Origin of the sequence: Pedobacter chitinilyticus, from assembly GCF_003313385.1 — a bacterium.
GTDB lineage: Bacteria > Bacteroidota > Bacteroidia > Sphingobacteriales > Sphingobacteriaceae > Pedobacter > Pedobacter chitinilyticus.
Map to the genome: position 1 here is coordinate 202,479 of NZ_QMHN01000004.1, position 17,140 is coordinate 219,618.

General features: G+C 38.8%; 18 protein-coding genes. 16 read left to right on the top strand and 2 right to left on the bottom strand.

The window, feature by feature from the left end:
- Positions 1-565: 565 nt before the first annotated feature.
- The 9 genes from DUT70_RS13665 (at position 566) to DUT70_RS13705 (ending at position 7,742) form a co-directional block, all read left to right on the top strand.
- Positions 566-1,225 carry a GIN domain-containing protein gene (locus DUT70_RS13665; RefSeq protein WP_113647906.1) on the top strand — a complete coding sequence of 220 codons (660 nt, stop codon included), beginning with the start codon at positions 566-568 and terminating at the stop codon, positions 1,223-1,225.
- A gap of 132 nt (positions 1,226-1,357) precedes the next feature.
- Complete coding sequence (locus DUT70_RS13670; protein ID WP_128353367.1) at positions 1,358-1,951, top strand: Crp/Fnr family transcriptional regulator; 594 nt, start codon at positions 1,358-1,360, stop codon at positions 1,949-1,951.
- A 78-nt stretch (positions 1,952-2,029) separates the two neighbouring features.
- Positions 2,030-2,740, top strand: a complete 711-nt coding sequence (locus tag DUT70_RS13675; protein WP_113647908.1) for a hypothetical protein — start codon at positions 2,030-2,032, stop codon at positions 2,738-2,740.
- A 363-nt stretch (positions 2,741-3,103) separates the two neighbouring features.
- Entirely contained in the window at positions 3,104-3,391 is a 288-nt protein-coding gene (locus DUT70_RS13680; RefSeq protein ID WP_128353368.1) for a hypothetical protein, read from the top strand.
- 26 nt (positions 3,392-3,417) lie between these two features.
- Entirely contained in the window at positions 3,418-3,969 is a 552-nt protein-coding gene (locus tag DUT70_RS13685) for a hypothetical protein (protein WP_113647910.1), read from the top strand.
- An 11-nt stretch (positions 3,970-3,980) separates the two neighbouring features.
- Positions 3,981-4,523, top strand: coding sequence for a hypothetical protein (locus DUT70_RS13690; RefSeq protein WP_113647911.1), 543 nt, complete (start codon positions 3,981-3,983; stop codon positions 4,521-4,523).
- A gap of 11 nt (positions 4,524-4,534) precedes the next feature.
- Positions 4,535-5,086, top strand: a complete 552-nt coding sequence (locus DUT70_RS13695; RefSeq protein WP_113647912.1) for a hypothetical protein — start codon at positions 4,535-4,537, stop codon at positions 5,084-5,086.
- A gap of 11 nt (positions 5,087-5,097) precedes the next feature.
- The gene (locus DUT70_RS13700; protein ID WP_113647913.1) at positions 5,098-6,252 is read left to right on the top strand and encodes a hypothetical protein; all 1,155 of its coding nucleotides are present in this window, start codon (positions 5,098-5,100) and stop codon (positions 6,250-6,252) included.
- Between the two features lie 26 nt (positions 6,253-6,278).
- Complete coding sequence (locus DUT70_RS13705) at positions 6,279-7,742, top strand: FAD-binding oxidoreductase (RefSeq protein ID WP_113647914.1); 1,464 nt, start codon at positions 6,279-6,281, stop codon at positions 7,740-7,742.
- 489 nt (positions 7,743-8,231) lie between these two features.
- Here the strand turns inward: DUT70_RS13705 and amaB are convergent, their stop codons facing one another.
- A complete protein-coding gene (gene amaB / locus DUT70_RS13710; RefSeq protein ID WP_113647915.1) occupies positions 8,232-9,773 on the bottom strand; it encodes an L-piperidine-6-carboxylate dehydrogenase in 1,542 nt (513 codons plus the stop codon).
- A 143-nt stretch (positions 9,774-9,916) separates the two neighbouring features.
- Positions 9,917-10,381, bottom strand: a complete 465-nt coding sequence (locus DUT70_RS13715; protein WP_113647916.1) for a nuclear transport factor 2 family protein — start codon at positions 10,379-10,381, stop codon at positions 9,917-9,919.
- Between the two features lie 240 nt (positions 10,382-10,621).
- Between DUT70_RS13715 and DUT70_RS13720 the strand changes: the two genes are divergently transcribed.
- The 7 genes from DUT70_RS13720 (at position 10,622) to DUT70_RS13750 (ending at position 16,861) form a co-directional block, all read left to right on the top strand.
- The gene (locus tag DUT70_RS13720; protein ID WP_113647917.1) at positions 10,622-12,025 is read left to right on the top strand and encodes a tetratricopeptide repeat protein; all 1,404 of its coding nucleotides are present in this window, start codon (positions 10,622-10,624) and stop codon (positions 12,023-12,025) included.
- A gap of 143 nt (positions 12,026-12,168) precedes the next feature.
- Positions 12,169-12,930, top strand: coding sequence for a phosphosulfolactate synthase (locus DUT70_RS13725; protein WP_113647918.1), 762 nt, complete (start codon positions 12,169-12,171; stop codon positions 12,928-12,930).
- 20 nt (positions 12,931-12,950) lie between these two features.
- Positions 12,951-13,757 (top strand): shikimate dehydrogenase family protein, encoded by an 807-nt coding sequence (locus tag DUT70_RS13730; protein ID WP_317047820.1) that lies wholly within the window; start codon positions 12,951-12,953, stop codon positions 13,755-13,757.
- 90 nt (positions 13,758-13,847) lie between these two features.
- Positions 13,848-14,438: a gliding motility lipoprotein GldD gene (gldD, locus tag DUT70_RS13735; protein ID WP_113647919.1), complete on the top strand. Its 591-nt coding sequence runs from the start codon at positions 13,848-13,850 to the stop codon at positions 14,436-14,438.
- 129 nt (positions 14,439-14,567) lie between these two features.
- The gene (locus DUT70_RS13740) at positions 14,568-15,206 is read left to right on the top strand and encodes an MBL fold metallo-hydrolase (RefSeq protein ID WP_113647920.1); all 639 of its coding nucleotides are present in this window, start codon (positions 14,568-14,570) and stop codon (positions 15,204-15,206) included.
- Positions 15,207-15,238: 32 nt separating this feature from the next.
- Positions 15,239-16,474 carry an ABC transporter permease gene (locus DUT70_RS13745; protein ID WP_113647921.1) on the top strand — a complete coding sequence of 412 codons (1,236 nt, stop codon included), beginning with the start codon at positions 15,239-15,241 and terminating at the stop codon, positions 16,472-16,474.
- A 3-nt stretch (positions 16,475-16,477) separates the two neighbouring features.
- A complete protein-coding gene (locus DUT70_RS13750; RefSeq protein ID WP_113647922.1) occupies positions 16,478-16,861 on the top strand; it encodes a hypothetical protein in 384 nt (127 codons plus the stop codon).
- Positions 16,862-17,140 lie beyond the last annotated feature (279 nt).

Genomic DNA, 17,140 nt, shown 5'->3' on the forward strand with positions numbered 1-17,140 from the left:
CCATTCCAAAGCCGCACTTGCTTTGCTCGCTTGCGGGTTTTCCATTGCTGTCGGGTTTAGTTGGCAAGGGCATTGCACAGATGATTGCTTGTCATCCTGAACACTAGTGAAGGATCTATTGGTTAAGTGGTAATCATGCTTTGCGTCACTTTGCTAATACTTCAAATCGTTTTGCGGTTAAATTTTAACGCAAAGAAAAAGGATAGTGACGCTAAGAACGCAAAGCTGGGATTTTTAAACTTATGCGCTTTAGGAGATCCTTCGCTGCGCTCTAGATAACACTACCAACAATTGCGCTACAAGTAGATGACTACCTGATAAAGAATTTCTTCTCCAAAAAAAATCTATCTCCATGTTCATTACTTTAAGTTGAACGCAAAATCTTAAAAAAATTAGTTGGCGTTCGTCGAAAAATTACAGGCGTTGGTCTAAGGTTAATTGCTTATGGTATAAAACACTAAATATGCATGCAACCTTTTGGTGTTCAGTAAGTCTTATTATCGAAAGCTTTCCAAAATGGATGGCACCCAAAAAAAGAAATTAAAGACATTAAAATAAGAACATCATGAAAACTTCTATTAAAAATTTATTCGCAGCTGTATTAGGTTTAGTAGTAATGAGCAGCTCAGCTTTCGCAACCGAAAGCGGTAAAAACAACAACAATACTAACGCTAAAGAAAAAAACTTTACCATTTTAAACGAGGTAAAAAACATCAACAAAATTGTGGCTACTGGCAACGTTGAAGTTTTTGTAGTACAAGCGTCAACTGAAAGCGTAAAAGTGTACGACAGCTACTATTCGAAAAATGCGTTGGTACAACAAAAAGATGGCGTGTTGCGCATCAGCTCTTTCGAAAAGGAGCCACTATCGGTAACGGTTTATGTCCGCAACTTAACTGCTATTGAGGCTGGAAACAATGCAGTAGTAAAAACTTTTGGTAAAGTAAGCTTCCTAACTTTGGATGTGGTGTTGAAAGATAAAGCAACTGCCGATATCAATGCTAAAACCGTTAACCTTTACACTTCCGTAACAGATAACGCCAGCTTAAAATTAAGCGGTTCAACTGAAGAGCACTTCGCTTTAATGGGAACCTCAGCTAAAATGAGCACAGGACAGTTCATTGCAGGTACTTCAGATATCAAATCTATTGCACCTAAATATGTGGCGCAAGCTAAAGTGGCTACACCTACTTTAGAAAGCATTGCTGCTGATTTGGCAAAATAAAATCCGCTCCCGCAAAGGGCTCTACATAAATGTAAAAGGGCAGTTCGAATATTGGACTGCCCTTTTTGGTTTTTTGGCGAGATTGGTTTTTCAAGCCTATTTAATTATCTTGCATTAAACTACCTTGAAATCATGCTAAATTTATCTACCTCAGAAAGCTACGAGCGGCTATTCGCTGTGTTTTCGCAATTCCATCCTTTATCTCAATCGCTTAAAGACGCTATTGTTAGCCATAGTAAGTTGATTGATGCCTCCAAAAAAGAGCTACTGCTAATTGAGGGCGAAAAAAGTGACAAGATCTATTTTATTGTAAAGGGCGCAATAAGGATATACTACCTCAATAAAGATGGGCACGAAAAAAACACTTGGTTTTTGTTCGAAAACGAATTGGTGGTCTCTGTGTATAGTTTTTTTGCCTCGCAAGCTAGCTTCGAGTACGTTAAAACCATGGAAGACTGCTCGCTCATTGTACTGAGCAGAAAAAAGCTGGAGCAGCTTTACGAGAAATTTCTATCGTTTAATATCATTGGCCGAAAGCTCACTGAGCTTTATTATATCCGTAACGAAGCGCAGGCCAATTCACTGCGCATGCACTCTGCAAAGGAACGCTATGGCCAGTTATTAGCCTCTCAACCGCAAATTTTACAAAGGGTTTCGCTAGGGCACATTGCCTCTTATTTGGGCATTTCTGCCGAAACCCTGAGCCGTATCAGAAGCCAACGTTAATTATTTTCATTTTTTGACATTTGTCAAAAAACGGGCAGAGGTACTTTGATAGTTTTGGGATACAAAAATCTCTGAATTATGAAAAAACATCTATTGAAAATCAGTGTCTTGCTGTTGCTTGTGGCGGCGGTATGGTCCTGTAGAAAAGAACATGCAGTACCTGCTGCCAACGTGCTGGCCAGCTACAAAGGCAGCGACAAAAACGTACTTAAAATTATTGAGGAGCTGAAAAAGCCCGAAAACAACACGCTGTTGGCCAACCTTAACCAACAGGGCGAGGTAGATTGGCAAAATTACCAAGCCATGCTCACCTCAGATTTTATGCAGGGCCTAACACTAAGGTTTTATCAAGGTCCCGACAGCAACTATTTTGATGCGCAGCTTAACCTCGAAACAAAGGACTTAAGACTGCTTAGTAAAGCACAAAAACGAGTAGAGCGGGAGCAGGCTTTAGAAAAACTAAAGGTAGAAAGCAAAACCAAGGGAAAATCGACAACGACTTACGCCAGTATTTCTTGTAAAGCTATTGTCAATTTCGAGTATGTTTTAATGATAAATAGAACAACTTTTAACATTTATGATCTTGATGATGACTATATAGCCTTTTCACGTATATACTACCAGTTTATAGAGAATGTACGGATGCAATTGCTTACATATGGGTTTGCTATTAACCCAATGTCTTACACTATGTATTCTGATAGGGGCTCCATGTCAATATTAGAATATTCCAATGAAGTCTTTGACAAGCTTAAGCTAAGCTTTTACTGGGCATTAGCTGACCTGTAATACAGTCCAATCGCCAGTAGCTACTTTATAAATGGGTTCCTTGGACGATTTAGTATAGGACCTCCAACATGTACTACATCAGGTAGTGGAAGTGGTGGAGGTGGAAGTGGTGGAAGTGACGGCGGGGGTACAGGTGGTGGAGATGAAGAACCCGCATCCTATAACTGGCGTAATAAACTGACCTCAGATAATTGGAGTGCATATCTTAACCAAGAGCCACCACATAGAATTCTTGACGCTAATGGCGATGAAATCGCTAATCCAGAATCTTTCAATTGCCATTATTATACATTCCATGACGTAGACCCTACCGCATTGAGGGGATCGCAAGCTTCAGACGGTTGGCCAAAAATATTTGATAATGTGGCGTTGCAAACCTGGCAGCAAGTAACCGACAACATTAAGGTGGGCGATGTAGTGCTTTATTTAAGGGAAGGAGCCAATGGACCCAATACACTTGCCCATTCTGGCAGGGTAGTTGGAGTAGATGCACGAGGTAAAGCCACGCTAATCAGCAGTAAAATGGGGATTTATCAAATCATTACCCACCATCCAAGGGATATCCCTGTAAGCTATGGTAGTAACCAGGCTAACTATACTGCTACAAATGGAATTACTTATCCGTCAAGAATTTACTTTAGAAAAAAATAAAATATTTACTTTTAATTTTATAACCAATGAAATACTTATTAATCCTATCGCTTTTATTATCGGGCCTATTTGGTTTTGGCCAAAAGCCAGCCAATAACCCCATTGACATCGAACTTAGTCTGTTAATTAGCCGAAAGGCACAGTATGAAAGATGGCGGCAGTTTGCAAAAGAACCATCGGATATTGCTGGAGCCAATAAATATGCGTATAAGCGAGACTCTGTATATCAGCTTTACATGGAGATGATCAAAAAAGTTAAGAGCTCTCCAAAAGTATATTTGGTACATATCAACAAAGCCATAAAAGCTGGCAAGGTAGATTACGATGGGGCCTACAGAATTATTTACAATTATTTTAACGAATCCCTGTCCTATCTTGATAGAGACCTGTACTTTTTAACTCGTTTAGAAGCTTATAAAGTAATTAAGCGTAGCTTATTTGAAAAAAATGAGCGCCAACTACCCGAAAGAACAGATTTATATATTCAAAGGGGAGGAAAGGACCGTATCAGATTTTCTGTTCCACCGATTGATGCAAAGGATACCCTTAAGTCAAGAGGAGATCAAGAAATCCATTAGGCTTGATTGCTATGAAATACTTATTAATCCTATCGCTTTTATTATCGGGCCTATTTGGTTTTGGCCAAAAGCCAGCCAATAACCCCATTGACATGGAACTAAGTTTGCTAGTTAACAGAAAAATGCAATACGAAAAATGGTTGGATATGGCCCAGCGATCACGAAGTACTCTGTATACAACTAAAAAAGATTCTGTATATCAGCTTTATATGGGCATGATCAAAACTGTTAAGAGTTGCCCAAAGGTTTACTTGACACATATTAATAAGGCTATAAAGGCTGGTAAGGTAGAATATGATGGTCCTGAAAGGATTGAATATAACTATTTTAATCCAGGTCCATTGCCCTTTGATTCAGATCTTTATTTTCTTTCCCGTTTAGAGGCTTATAAGGTAATTAAGCGTAGCCTATTTGAGAAAAATGAAAGCCAACTACCCGAAAGGACAGAGTTGTATATTAAAAAAGGTGGTAAAGGACGTGGTTTTCCAATTCCAATCCTTCCTCCACGGGATAAAAAAGATACAATTTGGGGAGGAGATCAAGAAATCCATTAGGCTTAACTATTATGAAATATTTATTAATCCTATCGCTTTTATTATCTAGTCTATCTGGTTTTGCCCAAAAGCCAGCCAATAACCCCATTGACATCGAACTTAGTCTGTTAATTAGCCGAAAGGCACAATATGAAAGGTGGCGAGATTTTGCTAAAGAAATATCGGATGCTTCTTATGCCAATAAATATGCGTATAAACGAGATTCTGTATGTCAGCTTTATATGGATATGATCAGAACAATCAAAAAATCTCGAGAAGTTTATCTAGTGCATATTAACAAAGCTATAAAAGCAGGAAAGGTAGATTATGATGGAGCAAAAGGGATTCTTTACAATTATTTTAACCAGTCTCTATCGAGTAATGATTGGGACCTGTACTTTTTACCCCGTTTAGAAGCTTATAAGATAATCAAGCGTAGCCTATTTGAGAAAAATGAGCGCCAATTGCCCGAAAGAACAGATTTATACACAAAAAAAGGAGGTAAGGGGCGTGTTGGCTTCACTGTTCCACCGATTGATGCAAAGGATACCCTTAAGTCAAGAGGAGATCAAGAAATCCATTAAGCTTGATTGCTATGAAATACTTATTAATCCTATCGCTTTTATTATCTAGTCTATCTGGTTTTGCCCAAAAGCCAACCAATAATACAATTGGTACAAAATTTAAAAATGAATTAAGGGCAGCTTTAGCACTTGGGATCACCAATCAAATGGCAGATAGTTTAATCTTTAAAAACTACGGTGACCTACTTTGGTTTTATGACATTTCATCTGATGTAAAAGCGTACCCTTTACAGGAAATGTTAAATGATGAGTTATATCAAAATAGCTTACCGAAGCTTTTTGCCGATACTGGGAAAAGTATAAATACTTTGGCTTGTTTGATGGCGGCTGCCGCTAAAGATACTTCGCAGATAAGTAATATAGAGCAGATTTTGAAGCAAAATAATTATAGGAATTTATTTGCGGCTAAATCCTTGCTGATGTTAAATCCTACTGCTTTATTGCCCGTAGCGAAATGTATTAAGGCCTATGGTTTTGATGAACGGGTTCAATATTTAACCATCGATTTCCTCCATATTAAAGAGTCCGTTTTAGAGCAGTTTGCAAGAGATAGCATTTTTAGTAACGACAAGGCAATGCAATATTTGTCCATTAAAGCGATGCATGTAATTACGGTTAAAGATGCAAATGAAAAGCTGCTCAAGCAAGCAGTGTCCAGATATGATACTTTAATGAAAGGCTGGCCGATAGCGGTACTCGCTGAATATAAAGCCTCTGGAATTTATGAGCTGTTAAAGCCCTACATTAATCATGAGGAGTTAAGGCAGGTAAGTTTAAAGGCATTGGCCAGAAGCAACGATGCTTACGATAAAATACAATTTTTAAAACTCTTAGATACAAAGCTAGTAGATGCTGATCTGTTAAACGCACTGTTAAATTCTGAACAGGAAGCATACACAGAGAAATGGTTATCCTTATTTAAAGATGGGATGTTTCCAGTCGATTATTTTTTCAGCTATCATCAAGGTTTAAGTCAGCCAAAGTATTTTCAAATCATTATTGATATCATAGATACGAATGCAAACGCCACTCATTTATATAGTTTAATGGAATATTTTAAGAGTAACAGAGATGAACTAACCAAAGCTTTTCTAGAGAAGTGTTTGAAGCATCGTTTTGAGGGGATTAGAGAAGAAGCGGAGATACTGTTGAGGAATGAATTTTAAAATCAAACTGAAATAGCCTAAACCACATGAAGAAAAAATACTTTTGGATTGCTGCATTACTCATCCTAGTAAGCTTTCTTGCCATTCCAGCCTTTCATATCCTTAAAACTAAATGGAGGGAAGATACTCCTGCGGCTGCCATTCCCAAAGGTTATGCAAATGATGCGAGCCAGCTGAACTTAACCAAGTTAGATACCGTTTTTCAAGTTCCCAGCAGTAAAAAGGAAATGGAGAGACAGCTTAGGAACATCTTAAAATATGCTCGAACAAAGCAACTGAAAATGTCTATTGCTGGCGCCAGACATAGCATGGGCGGGCACACCATTTACCCCAATGGCGTAGTGTTAAATATGCTTCCTTATCAGCAAATGACTCTGGATACCGTCAATAACATATTAACTATTGGCGCTGGAGCTTTGTGGGAAGATGCCATAAAGTACCTGGACAAATACGGAAAATCCATTGCCGTTATGCAATCGTTCAGTTCTTTTTCTATTGGAGGTTCCATTAGCGTAAATGGGCACGGCTGGCAAAAAGATTCGCCTCCAATTTCGGCGAGCGTAATGTCTTTTACTTTAATGAAAGCCAATGGCGAAATCATTAATTGTAGTAGGCAGGAAAATACGGAGCTTTTCCATTTGGTTATTGGCGGTTATGGCTTGTTTGGAATTATTTTAGAGGTGAAGCTAAAAGTGACAGACAACAATGCGCTTAAGTTTAAATACATTCGGCTAAGCCCACAAAACTATGTGAACTACTACAAAAAGTACGTGTCGGCAAACCCCAATGTGCATATGGCCTTTGGAAGGCTACGGATTTCAGACAAACGGTTCTTGGAAGAGGCTACCTTGAACTTCTTTGAAAAAGCGGCAGAGCCTGTGCAGCCATTATCGGGCCAAGCAAGTGTAGAAGCAAAAAGGTTGGTGTTTAGGGGAAGCGTAAACAGTGAATATGGCAAAAGGTTACGCTGGGATTTAGAAACAACAGCTGGTAAAGTATTGACGAATCTAACTTATTCAAGAAATGAGTTGTTGCATGAAGATGCATCCCTGATCGAAAATAAAGATCTTTCTTCCACCGATTTACTGCAGGAATATTTCATCCCCGAGAGAAATTTTAATCAATACTTGAAAGAAATCAGGCCCATCCTTAAAAATACCAAAATAGATTTACTGAACATCACCATCCGTGGGGTTCAGCGGGATAAAGATGGCTATTTGAACTATGCCAGAGAAAATGTTTTTGGCTTCGTGTTTTTGTTTAATCAAAAGAAAACCGATGAACAGGAACAGCAAATGAAAGCATTAACCAACCAATTGGTAGATGTAGCATTGAAAAATAAAGGAACGTTTTATTTGCCTTACCGTTTGCACATTGACCGATACAAAATGAGAAAATCTTATCCTCAGGCAGATGATTTTTTTCGGCTGAAATTAAAATATGATCCCGAAGAGTTGTTTAGCAACAAGTTTTATCAGCACTATAAGTAAAATCATGCCACTTATGTGATAGACTTACGAAGTTTTTATTATTTATAAATGTTTTAACTGATAGCTGTTATAGCTGTAAGTTTTCCGCCCAAAGTTGGAGGCTTGTTAGTTTGCAACGGAGGTTTGTTGATCAACAAAGGAGTCTTGCTAGTTTGCAAAGAAATTTTTCTATCTGAAAAGAAGTTTTGCTAATCAACAAAGAAGTTTTGCTGGTTAACAAAAGAGCTTTGCTGGCCTGCAAAATCATTTTTCCAACTAGCAAAGAAGTTTTTTCAATTGGAAAACTTGCCATGTAGATTTGAAAAACAATCAGTTTGTCAAGAAATCTTTAGCCTTTAACAGCAATTTTTGATTTTAGATGAGCACAGTTAAGCCTTTATATGGCTATCTAGCAACTTTAATTGTAAAGATAAGCGGTAAGAGCGACCTGATCGGCAATCGATATAAAATCCCTACGAAGCTTGATCAACTTCGTAGGGATTACAATGATTACAAATCAAATTTAATGCCTTGCGCCAGTGGCAAAGTATCAGAATAGTTAATGGTATTGGTTTGACGGCGCATGTAAGCTTTCCAAGCATCGGAGCCACTCTCTCTGCCACCTCCAGTTTCTTTTTCGCCACCAAAAGCGCCACCAATCTCAGCACCTGAAGTGCCAATGTTGACGTTGGCAATACCACAATCAGAACCCTGTGCCGAAAGGAAAATTTCTGCCTCCCTTAAGTTTAGGGTCATAATGGCAGAGGATAGCCCTTGAGGAACGCCGTTTTGCAAGGCAATGGCCTCTTCCAAATCATTATATTTAATGAGGTAAAGAATCGGTGCAAAAGTTTCGTGTTGTACAATCTCGTAATCGTTTTCTACTTCGGCAATACAAGGTTTTACATAACAGCCCGAGTGGTAGGCATCACCCTCCAATACGCCACCTTCTACCACAAAATTACCACCTTCGGCTTTACATTTTTCAATAGAAGCGAGGTAGGCTTTTACCGCATCCTTATCAATCAGCGGACCCACATGGTTGTTTTGGTCCAAAGGATTACCTATGCGTAATTGTCCGTAAGCTTTTACCAATTTAGCTTTAAAAGTTTCATAAACACTTTCGTGGATAATGAGCCTACGTGTGCTGGTGCAACGTTGTCCAGCAGTACCTACTGCGCCAAAAACTGCCCCAATTAACGACATGTCCAAATCGGCATCTTTAGAGATGATAATGGAGTTGTTGCCGCCCAGTTCTAAAATAGATTTACCTAAACGGTTAGCTACCTGCATGGCAACTGATTTTCCCATTCGGGTAGAACCTGTGGCCGAAATCAAAGGTACCCTAGTGTCGCTACTCAACAATTCCCCAATTTCCCTGTCACCTATAATTAAGCATGAAACACCCTCTGGAATATCGTTGGCGGCAAAAACTTCTTCCACAATGCGCTGACAGGCAATCGCCGTAATGGGTGTTTTCTCCGAAGGTTTCCAAACGCACACATTTCCGCAAACCCAGGCTAGTGCAGCATTCCAGCTCCATACCGCTACAGGAAAGTTAAAGGCCGAAATAATGCCTACCACTCCTAGTGGATGCCATTGCTCATACATACGGTGGTTTGGCCTTTCGCTGTGCATGGTCAAACCATATAGCTGACGAGAAAGTCCTACCGCAAAATCACAGATATCAATCATCTCTTGTACTTCGCCCAAGCCTTCCTGTAAGCTTTTGCCCATTTCATAAGAAACCAGCGTGCCCAAGGCCGTTTTTTGTTTTCTTAAGGCATCACCCAATTGACGCACTATTTCTCCGCGTTTAGGCGCTGGCACTTTGTTCCAATATTTGTAAGCTTCTTGCGCAGTAGTAATCACCTGGTCGTATTCTTTAATGGATGCTGCAAAAACCGAAGCAATTTTTTCGCCATCTACAGGCGACATGCTGTGGATATGTGCACCATCTGCCGCATGGCTCCATTTACTTCCAGTACTGTATGATGGATTAAATCCAGCAATGCCCAATTGGGCTAAAATTGAACTGATATCTGGTTTCATAATTCTGTATTTTAAAACGGATGTCTACAAATCAACAAAAAATAAGAGAGATAATAGAGGCTTTATTGAATTTGCCATAGATGCACAGATGATTTATGACTTTATAGATAAAATCTGTGTATCTGTGGCTGTTAAAACTGTTGTTAGTTGCAGTTTTCCTTCCTTCTGGTGTCAATCAAGTAAACGATCTTCCAATCGTTGTTCACTTTTACCAACTGAAAAGAGTTTACGCCACAGTGGCTAAACTTATCACCAATGTAAAATTGATAATCCGTCCATACACTTGCCAAAGCATCGTCTATTAAAATCTTCGTGAACACAATCCTTTCATCGTAAATTTCTGCGTGAGGTTTTGCAATACTCTTGATAAAAAGATTTAAATCAGTGCTTCTTACCTCGGTAGCTCCCGCTTTGGTTTTTACAATGGTTTGCAAAATGGCCTGTGGGTTAAAAGCGGTTCTCATTAAGGTGCTGTCTGATTTGCGCATGCCATCAAACAATGCGTTAATTGCTTTTTTAATGCCCTCTTCCTCATTGTTTTTCTGTCCGTAAACAATATTTGCCAATGTAAATAGCGCCAGGGTAAAGGCAATGCGTAAGTAATTCATGACTTTAGTTTTACTGTTTTAAAACTAAATATATCGAAATTTGTAGTGAAGTAAAGAAAGAGCCCTTCTGGCGTTACAAGACATCCACACCCTAGATTGCCTAAATCTTTTATTTATAAACATTTGAGCTACATATTGTGTGTATGTTGATAATTATTTTTTTGCCCTATTTAATAAATAGCGTAAACTTATGATGTAATGCTAAACAAACAGGGACTGTTCTTTTAAATATTCAAAGATATGGAAGAGGAATTTGAATTTGAATTTAATGAAGATGCGCAAAATTCAGTAGAACGTTATGAAGAAATGATCCGCAATGAGGATCAGTATTTTTTTGATGCGCAAGCTTTTGAATATATCATAGACAATTATATTGAAAAGAATGATCCTGTAAAGGCGCTGCAAGTGATTGACTATGCGTTAAATCAGCATCCTTATGCAGCCGTTTTTTTGGTGAAACAAGCGCAATTGCTGTTGTTTACTAATCAGGTAGACCGTGCTTTTGCGGCGCTTGAAAAAGCGGAGATGTTGGAGCCTTCTGAAGCGGATATTTATGTGTTGAGGGGAAATATCTACCAAAATATGGACCGCCACTCGGAAGCCTTGGAGAATTATGAAAAGGCACTGACCTTGGCAGAAACCACTGATGAAATTTTATTACAGATTGCGTACGTGTACCAAAATATGCACGACTACGAAAATGCCATTGTTTACATCAAGCGCAGCTTAGAGCAAAACATGGAGAACAAAGATGGGCTTTATGAGCTGGCGTTCTGTTATGATATATTGGACAAGCAGGAGGAAAGCATCCAGTTTTATCAGGAATACATCGATAATGACCCATACTCTTATGCCGCTTGGTATAATTTAGCCAATTCTTATCATAAATTGGAGCTTTTCGAAAAAGCCATTGATGCTTATGATTACGCCATTTTAATTAAGGAGAACTTTGCTTCGGCCTATTTTAACAAGGGAAATGCTTTGGTGCAACTTGATAAATATGAAGAAGCTATTGAAGTTTATAAACAGACTTTTGAGTATGAACCACCTAATGCCGATACTTATTGTGCTATTGGCGAATGCTACGAGAAATTAGAGCAAATGGGAGAGGCCAGGTCTTACTACAAGAAGTCGGTAAAGATGGACCCTAAAATGGCTGATGCCTGGTTTGGAATTGGCGTGACCTTAAACTTTGAGGAACGTTATTTCGAATCGTTGCATTTCTACAAAAAGGCCCTAGACCTTGATGAAGAAAACGCAGATTTTTGGTTCGCCATGGCTGACGCCCATTATAAACTTGGTCAGATAGAAGAGTCGATAGAGGCTTATTACAAAGTGGTAGAATTTAACCCTGTGGATGTAGAGGCTTGGTTAGATTTCTCGACGGTGCTTTACGAGCAAGGTAAGCTGGTTGAAGCTTCTGAAACCATGGCCGAAGCCATTAAGAACAATCCTGACGCTGCGGAACTGTACTACAGGATGGTGGCCTATATGTTTGCTTTGGGTAAAAGTCAGGAAGGGGTAGATTATCTGGAAAATGCTTTGCAAATCGATCCGCAAAAGCACTATATCTTGTTCGAATACCTGCCGCAACTGTCAAATAATAGCACAATTGTTACTATTATCAGTAAATACATCAAATAAAAACAAAAACTTAAACTTGGTGTGTGCCTAAAAAAAGGCAGAGTTTTTTAACTTTGCAGCCAATTGGATATGCAATAAACCATGGTGTTGTTGCGTATTCAATGAAAGCTCCATCTTGCTGATGGAAATACAACACGAAATAGATGAATTATACTTTAAACGACATTCCTGAACGTACTAGCAAGCCACGCCACAAAGGAATTACGATGGTAATGGATAAAGGCTTAAGTTTAAGGCAGGTTGAGGACTTTATAGAGGTTGCTGGCGTACACACAGATATTGTGAAATTAGGTTGGGCAACTTCTTATGTTACCCCAAACTTAAAAGAAAAGCTGGCCTTATACCGCAGTGCTGGCATTCCCGTATATTTTGGAGGTACTCTTTTTGAAGCTTTTGCCATTAGAAACCAATTTGAAGATTATCAGCGTGTATTGGATGAATTTGGGATGGAATATGCAGAGGTTTCTGACGGTTCAATGGACATTGTTCACGAAGAAAAGTGCGAATACATTGCCAAGTTAGCTAAACAGGTAACCGTAATTTCTGAAGTAGGTTCTAAGGACGCCACCAAAATTTTTGCTCCTTATAAATGGATTCAGTTGATGAAAGCTGAAATTGAAGCGGGATCATGGAAGGTAATTGCCGAAGCAAGAGAGGGTGGAAATGTAGGGATCTATCGTGGTACAGGAGAAGTGAGGGAAGGTTTGGTAGATGAAATTTTGACCCAAATTCCTGACGAACGCATCATATGGGAAGCTCCGCAAAAAGAGCAACAAGTATGGTTCATTAAACTCATTGGCACTAATGTTAACTTGGGAAATATTGCTCCAGCAGAGGTGATTCCTTTGGAAACCATTCGTTTAGGCCTACGTGGTGATACTTTTGATTATTTCTTGAACAAATAATAAATGCATTTTTGCGAGTGTTGACTTTAATTCATGAAGTTGCTCCCGCAGAAATCAGCGCAATACAAACTACTTTTATGAGAACTTTTGGTTTAATAGGTTTTCCATTGTCGGCGTCGTTTTCTAAGCAGTTTTTTGCAGATAAATTTAAGACTGAAGGCATAAAGGATTGTAAGTATGAACTTCATCCTGTACCTCAGGCAAAAGACATGCTTGATTTGATTGAAGCCGATCCTTTGCTATGCGGATTAAACGTAACTATTCCGCATAAGGTGAGCGTGATGCCTTTTATGACGGAGTTAGATGATGCTGCCGAAAAGATTGGAGCAGTAAACTGTATCTCTATCGATCAATCTGGAGATAAACCCCGTTTAAAGGGCTACAATACGGATGTTTATGGTTTCGAAGAGTCTTTAAAACCATTGTTAAAAGCTCATCACAAAAAGGCTTTGATATTTGGCGATGGCGGTGCCGCAATGGCAGTTAAATACGTATTTAATAAGCTGCAAATCCCATTTATTTCGGTGGTGAGAAATGCGCATCCAAATGCCGTACTCTATTCTAGCGTAACCAAAGATGTATTGGAAGAATACACGATTTTGGTAAATACTACCCCTTTGGGCATGTTCCCTAATATCGATTCGTTTCCACCAATTCCTTATCAACACTTAAGCGAACAACATTTGGCTTACGATTTGGTTTACAACCCTGAAGAAACCCAGTTTTTAGCCAAAGCCAAAGCGCAAGGTGCTGCTATAAAGAACGGATTAGAAATGCTACATTTACAGGCAGAGCGTTCTTGGGATATTTGGAATGCAGAAATTTGATAATTAGCAGAGGTGATGATTGGTTAATGTGAGGTTTGGCGAAATGCCTTTCATCATCACATTCTCATATGATCACATTATCACATAAATATGAGTATATCGCTTCGAAATTTTTGTCTGATATTGTTGTTGGCGGTTTTATCGGCCTGTAATGGCGAAAAGGTAGCTACCCCAAAGCCGAAAGGCTATTTTCGGATCAATTTCCCTGAAAGAAAATATCAGGTTTTTAATGATGGATGTGCTTATAGCTTCAGTTATCCAACTTATGCGAAATTAACCAACGATACCGATAAGAATGCACAGCCTTGTTGGAAAAACCTTGAGTTTACGCCCTTCAACGGTGTGTTGCACATTACTTACTACGATGTTTTTTCGCTAGAAACTTATAATGAAATGACTGAAAATGCTCGTACTTTGGCCATGAAGCACACCATTAAGGCCGAAGCCATAGATCAGCGCATCATCAATTATCCAGACAAAAAAGTATATGGTATTTACTATAGCATAGAAGGTAATACCGCTTCTTCTGTACAGTTTTTTCTCACCGATAGTTTAAACCATTACCTACGTGGAGCGTTATATTTCAATGAACGTCCGCAATACGATTCTATTCAGCCAGTAGTTAAATTTATCAAAAAAGATATCGATAGCTTAATTGCTAGCTTTAAATGGAAGAAATGAAAGTTGTGAGTTTTACGTTATAGGTTTTAAGTTTGCATTAAGTATAAATAGTGAAACTTATAAACGAACTTAATATCCAACTTTAATATTTCACTGACGTATTACCTATTACTTAAAACTTATAACCCAATGATCCATATTCAACAGTTCACTTTTAACCCATACCAAGAAAATACTTACGTTTTATTCGATGAAACCAGCGAGTGTGTCATTATCGATCCTGGAATGTACGAAGGGAGCGAGCAGAATGAGTTGGTGCGATTTATTAAAGATAAAGGACTAAACCCTGTGCTGTTGTTAAATACGCACTGCCATATTGACCATGTGCTGGGCAACAAATTTGTATTTGACCAATGGGGACTAAAGCCACAGTTTCATAAAGGAGAGTTGCCTTTGTTGCACAGGGTAGTGAGCTATGCTCCGCAAATGGGATTTCAATATGAAGTTTCGCCAGAGCCCGAAATCTTCTTAGAAGAAACGGGTACGATATCTTTTGGTAATAGCCAGTTAGAACTGATTTTTGCGCCAGGTCATTCGCCAGCGCACTTATGTTTTTACGCAAAAAATGAGAACTTCCTTATTGGTGGCGATGTGCTATTTTTTAGAAGCATTGGTCGTACCGATTTACCTGGAGGGAATCACCAGCAACTTATTGAGAGCATAAAAAATAATGTATTTGTACTGCCAAACGATTGTGAGGTACATCCTGGACATGGTCCAAGTACCACCATTGGCTATGAAAAATTAAACAATCCGTTTTTGGTATAACATCTTATCGCTGCTAAGCTTATCTTTACTAAGTGAACACTGCACTCTATATCGCCCGTAGGTATCTTTTTGCCAAGAAATCTACCAATGCCATCAACATCATTTCGGCCATTTCAATGGTAGGTGTTTTGGTGGGTAGTGCCGCGTTAATCATTATTCTTTCTGTATTCAACGGATTTGAAGAAATGGTGTTGAAGATGTTTAATAGCATCACTCCGCAAGTGGTCGTTACACCTGCTAAAGGAAAGACTTTTAATCCCAATACCGCCTATTTCAATCAATTGCGGAAGGATGAAAAGGTTTATTCATTTACGGAGGTGTTGAGTGAAAATGCTTTGGTAAGGTATGATACCAAGCAAACTCCCGCGATGATTAAAGGAGTTAGCAATGATTTCCTTAAAAACAAAAGCTTGGATACCATTATGGTGGAGGGAACTTTTGTGTTGGAAAGCAGAGCGGGGCAACCACAAGCGGTATTAGGCTCGGCATTACAGGCATTTTTGAGCGTAAATCCTGCCGATCCTTTTGAGCAATTGCAAATCTATTCGCCCAAAAAAGGTGCTCAAGGAAATTCGGTGAATCCTTTGGATGATTTCACGATGTTGAGCATTTCGCCCGCAGGTATTTTCGAGGTGCAGCAGGATTTTGACAACCTGCTCATTGTTCCGCTTAGTTTTGCCAGAGAGTTGCTTGGTGAGTCAACAGAGGTGTCGTCCATTGAAATTAATGTAAACACGGGAGTGGATGCGGAAGCCTTTAAGAAAAAGGTTGAGAATGATTTGGGCAGCAGCTATGTCGTGAAAAACAGGATCGAACAAAATCAAGCACTTTACAATGTTTTAGGTTCAGAAAAATGGATGGTGTATATTATACTGACCTTTATTTTGATCATCGCAATTTTTAATATCATTGGCTCGTTAACCATGTTAGTGATCGATAAGCAAAAAGATATATCAGTGCTAAGCAGCCTAGGCGCAGGAAAGAAACTGATCAAGCGAATTTTTTTAGCAGAAGGCATGATGATAACACTTACAGGTTGTATCTTTGGAGTATTAATAGGATTGATTTTTTGCTTGCTACAGCAGCGTTTCGGCTGGATTAAAATGGGCGATGCAAATTTTATGTTTTCTAATGCTTACCCTATTGCCCTAAAGTGGAAAGATTTTGTGCTGGTTTTTGCCACTGTAAGTTTTTTTTCTTTTATAGCGGCAGGTTTGGCATCAAATTTAAGCGTTAAAAAGATAGATCGTATTAATCAAGATCTCTAGCATATGTGTACCAGGAAAAAGTTAGTTTGTGTAGTATTGTTGGCCATGGGTCTTTTATGGGCTTGTAGCGGCAACAAAGGTTCAGAGCAAGAAAAAGGTAAATCTTTAACTTTAAAAGGCCTGTATAGTTATGGTCCAGAAGTGAAATCGTTTACCGATTGCGATGAAGGCCGTGAATATTGGGTAGCCGATAGCGCAAAGAACTTAGAGCTGGAATATACCAATTTAGGTTTCGAAAAACCGTACACGCCCGTGTATATAGAAGTGGAATGTCATTTGGTAAAATCAGACACTACGACCGTTACTGGTGGTTATGATTCGACCATGGTGGTAACCAAAGTACTTAAAATGAGCAAAGAAATTCCAGAGGGGCCTTGTAATCAGTAACTAGGAATTAGTTGCTAGGAGCTAGTTGTTAGGTCAACAGTCTGTTTTTGGCGTAATATCAGTGTTTTTTTCGTCATTTCGAACACTAGAGAGAAATCTAACAATTAGTTCGTTTTATACTGGATTTTACCTTTGTTGGTATATCAGTACGTAACAAAGGTTTTAACAGTTAATTTTCTTTAAGCTAGGTTTAACTTAGTTGATTTTCAATTCTCATTCTTCGTCAAAATGATGTGTTGTTTTCAGGGTAGCTTAATAAAGTCTTTGCTCTTTAATCCT